Annotated in this window: 4 protein-coding genes; 1 reads left to right on the forward strand and 3 read right to left on the reverse strand. The window is 43.5% G+C overall.

Going from position 1 to position 3,718, the window contains the following annotated elements; all coding sequences use genetic code 11:
- Positions 1 to 166: 166 nt before the first annotated feature.
- From IQ229_RS17875 to folK, 3 genes are all read right to left on the reverse strand, one after another.
- Positions 167 to 1,012 carry an ADP-ribosylglycohydrolase family protein gene (locus tag IQ229_RS17875; RefSeq protein ID WP_194046007.1) on the reverse strand — a complete coding sequence of 282 codons (846 nt, stop codon included), beginning with the start codon at positions 1,010 to 1,012 and terminating at the stop codon, positions 167 to 169.
- A gap of 7 nt (positions 1,013 to 1,019) precedes the next feature.
- Positions 1,020 to 1,568, reverse strand: a complete 549-nt coding sequence (locus tag IQ229_RS17880) for an NUDIX hydrolase (protein ID WP_194046009.1) — start codon at positions 1,566 to 1,568, stop codon at positions 1,020 to 1,022.
- Between the two features lie 68 nt (positions 1,569 to 1,636).
- Positions 1,637 to 2,152, reverse strand: a complete 516-nt coding sequence (gene folK / locus IQ229_RS17885) for a 2-amino-4-hydroxy-6-hydroxymethyldihydropteridine diphosphokinase (RefSeq protein ID WP_194046011.1) — start codon at positions 2,150 to 2,152, stop codon at positions 1,637 to 1,639.
- Positions 2,153 to 2,526: 374 nt separating this feature from the next.
- Between folK and IQ229_RS17890 the strand changes: the two genes are divergently transcribed.
- A partial coding sequence (locus IQ229_RS17890; protein ID WP_409339942.1) for a transglycosylase domain-containing protein occupies positions 2,527 to 3,718 on the forward strand: 1,192 nt, incomplete at its 3' end.

A 3,718-nucleotide genomic window follows, 5' to 3' on the forward strand; every position in this document is an offset into this window, starting at 1 on the left:
TCCTAAAGTAGAAGCTAGAGTATGATTCATCAATTTGGCTTAAAATATGCTTTCGATTATCTAACTTAAAATTAAACACTAAAATATAGCCTTTTGAGCATCTGAACTCAACTCGCTCCAAAATTAGAAAATTCAAATTACTTAGCCCTACTCTTATCTATTAGATTTAACCGATCTTTTTACCCACCAAACTCATTAACTGCTTATCCAGTTCGATGAGGTAATCTCTACCGTAAGCTCCATTTTCTAACGCTGTGACAAGATGATTGGGAATGTCTTGAGTGATTTCTTCGCTACAGGAACCAGCAGCCAAGGCGATTGCAGCTACTGTATCTACATCCCCAGTAAAAGCGATACAATCTTGTAAAAGTTCGCTCATGCTGTCATTTCGCATCACCGCAGTAATCGCTGCTCTGACACTCATCCAGCCTTTGGACTTGACTTTACCTTCCCACGGTTTATTCCACTCTCCAGATACATAACCTTCCAGAAACCGTCCTAATTTGCGTTTTTCTCCCAGTCGATAGATAAAATAATGTGACATTAAGGCAGCCGCAACGGCAGCATTGATCCCATCAGATGTATTGTGGGTAATTGCCGCTTGAATTGTTGCCGCCTCAATCACTTTTTCTGGTGTAGAGTAGATGCCAATGGGGGCTGCACGCATTGCTCCCCCGCTTTTGTCACTATCAGGGTTAATTTTGGTTAAAAACTCTTCCCCATCCTGAATTTCTCCCAGAAAATGGTAGAAGCTTCGGGAATAACCTTCTCTCTCATCGCGTTTGAAGGCTCTAACAAAACTATCGGCTAAAACTTCTGGCGTCCACGGTGCTTGAGCGACAATCACTTCCGCAATGGCAATACTCATCTGGGTGTCGTCGGTATAGCTGCCAGGATTGAGTCGAAAACGCGGATGTTCAACGTATCGACTCAAATCATTGTTAACGATCATTTCGTCTGCATATTCAAAACCTGCACCGTAGGCATCTGCAACCGCTAACTCTAGCAGCATAAGGGTATTAAATTAAAAACGGACGCGCCAGAAAAAAGCTAGAAACTGATTTAGCATCTATCGGCTCTCCCTCCAGAATAGCTTTTTCTAATTCTTCAGGAGTCATAAACACAGTTTCGATATCTTCGTCTCCATCTTGTGGTGGTGGTGTCTCCAGCTTTTCTAAATCTCGCGCCAGAAAAGCATAGATAATTTCATCAGAATAGCCAGGAGCTAGGAAAAATTCGCCTAATTTGTCCCATTTTTGGGCACTATAGCCAGTTTCTTCGGCAATTTCACGCTGTATTGTTTCTAAAGGCTCTTCAGTTCCTTCCAATGTCCCCGCCGGAAATTCTAATATCCGCCCCTGAATCGCAAAACGGTACTGACGCACCAGTATAAGTTTACCTTCCGCTGTCACTGGTACAGCTAAAGCACCGCCAGGGTGACGAATACATTCCCATTCTCCTTCCGATTTATTCGGCAAACGCAAGCGATTAACTTCAAAATCAAACTTGCGTCCTTTATGAAACAGGCGTTGTCTCAGCAGTTGTGGTAATTCTCTACCTAATGGCATAGTAAAATCTGATTATCTGTGAATACAGAGGCAAAATCAGTGTTCTTCTGCTTTTAAGGATGGTAATTTTAATTGTCCACCCATAAATGTACATCAGAACAGTCTACCTCTTTCAGCAGCTCTTTAATAACACACCCGGAAACTGGTTCTATCCAATTTGGAGCAATTTCTGCCAGTGGGACTAACACAAAGGCCCGATCCCGCATTCGTGGATGGGGAACCTGGAGATTTGGTGTATCCAAAGTAATGTCATCATATAATAACAAATCCAAATCTAGGGTTCGTGGCCCCCAGCGTTCCTGACGAACGCGCCCAAATTGTTGTTCAATTCCTAACAAAATTTCTAATAACTGCTGGGGGAGTATTTCTACATGCAATATGACGCAGCCGTTGAGGTAATCTGGCTGTGGTGGCCCAACAGCTTTGGTTTGATACCAATGGGATCTAGCTTCTAAAACAATACCTGGCGTTTGGGCTAAAGTCTCTATAGCTGCTTCTAAAATTGTCTGGGAATCGCCAATATTACTACCAAGAGAAACGGCGCTTCGTCTTAGCTCTGCTTCATCGTAGCCTGATGTAGACATTACACTTTCCTGAAATAAGCCGTTTTCGGGCTGTCTTTGCAGATACTTGTCAATAGCTTTTATATTCGCAGTAGTTATCAAAATTGCCGCATTTTTTACAAAACTAAATTAACCAAATTTAAAAAACATTATTTTCTAGTGAATTCAGTTAATTATTTATAGGATATTATACTAACACAATGGTAGTGCTATAACCCCAAAGTTGATTGATGGTGGTTATAATTGCTTACTACTTTGAGCGAGGAACTGACGTGGGGAAGCTTACCTCCTGGTTCAAGCGAAGACCAACTAATTTGAGTGACTCTGGACGAGGAGGAACGAATGAGAGCTTACCACCAGCATATCTGGCGCAGACGAGGCAGTTACTGAGCAAAATGAAAATTTTACCATCTAGGATGAGGGTCAATCGGGCAACTGGCGCTAGACCACTCTATCGCCGCATCTGGTTTTGGGCGGGTTTGGGTGTTGGTGGTGGGATACTTGCCTTCATCTACGGCATCAGTTTAATAGATCGGACTTTGCCAGATCAGTCTGAGTTGAATGCTGTGTTTCGAGAGCAAACACTGACCATTAAAGCTGCTGATGGCACAATATTACAACAACAAGGTGAAGCGACCAGAGAACAGCTACAGCTAGAACAAATACCAGATAATTTAAAAACAGCTTTCATCGCCTCAGAAGATAGAAGATTTAGGCAACACAACGGAGTCGATCCGCAAGGGATTGTCAGAGCGGGTTTGAATAATTTGCGATCGCAAGGTGTGGTAGAAGGTGGTAGCACCATCACCCAACAGCTAACACGGATTCTGTTTTTGAAACAAGAGCAGACAATCTGGCGCAAACTCAAGGAAGTCCGCCTTGCTCAAAAAATGGAGCAAGAATTAACCAAAGATCAGATTTTAGAGCGTTACCTAAATCTGGTTTATTTGGGATCTGGCGCTTATGGTGTCGCAGATGCCGCCTGGGTATACTTTAGTAAGTCGCCAGATCAACTTTCCCTCGCAGAAATGGCAACGATTGCTGGATTAGCTCCCGCTCCTAGCTTATACGCCCCAGACAAAAATCCCGAAGCGGCAAAACGGCGGCGGGACTTGGTATTACTACGTATGCAAGAAGATAAAATAATTACGCCAGAGCAAAGGCAAGCAGCAGTTCAGGAGCCATTAACCCTCAAAAGCAGTTTACCCAAGCGAGTCCAAGTAGAATCACCCTACTTTACCACCTACATCCAAAAAGAATTGCCCAAGTATGTTTCTCCTAATGTATTAAAAAGTGGGGGTTTAGTAGTAGAAACCACGCTCAACCCAAGTTGGCAGAAAGTGGCAGAAGAGGCAGTTGCAAAAACATTGCGAAATCAAGGACGCTGGGAAAACTTTAAGCAAGCAGCAATGGTGGCCATAGACCCCCGCAACGGTGAAATTAAGGCAATGGTTGGGGGAAAAGACTTTGGTAAAAATCAGTTTAATCGAGTTACCCAGGCACAACGGCAGCCAGGATCGACATTTAAAGGGTTTGTATATGCGACTGCGATCGCTACCGGCAAAAGCCCCTACGATAGCTACGAGG

Source organism: Nostoc cf. edaphicum LEGE 07299, assembly GCF_015207245.1.
Classification (GTDB): domain Bacteria; phylum Cyanobacteriota; class Cyanobacteriia; order Cyanobacteriales; family Nostocaceae; genus Nostoc; species Nostoc edaphicum_B.

Excerpts from the sequence above, each read along its gene's own strand:
- IQ229_RS17880 (WP_194046009.1), bottom strand. The coding sequence starts at position 1,568 with ATGCCATTAGGTAGAGAATTACCACAACTGCTGAGACAACGCCTGTTT.
- folK (WP_194046011.1), bottom strand. The coding sequence starts at position 2,152 with ATGTCTACATCAGGCTACGATGAAGCAGAGCTAAGACGAAGCGCCGTT.
- IQ229_RS17875 (WP_194046007.1), bottom strand. The coding sequence starts at position 1,012 with ATGCTGCTAGAGTTAGCGGTTGCAGATGCCTACGGTGCAGGTTTTGAA.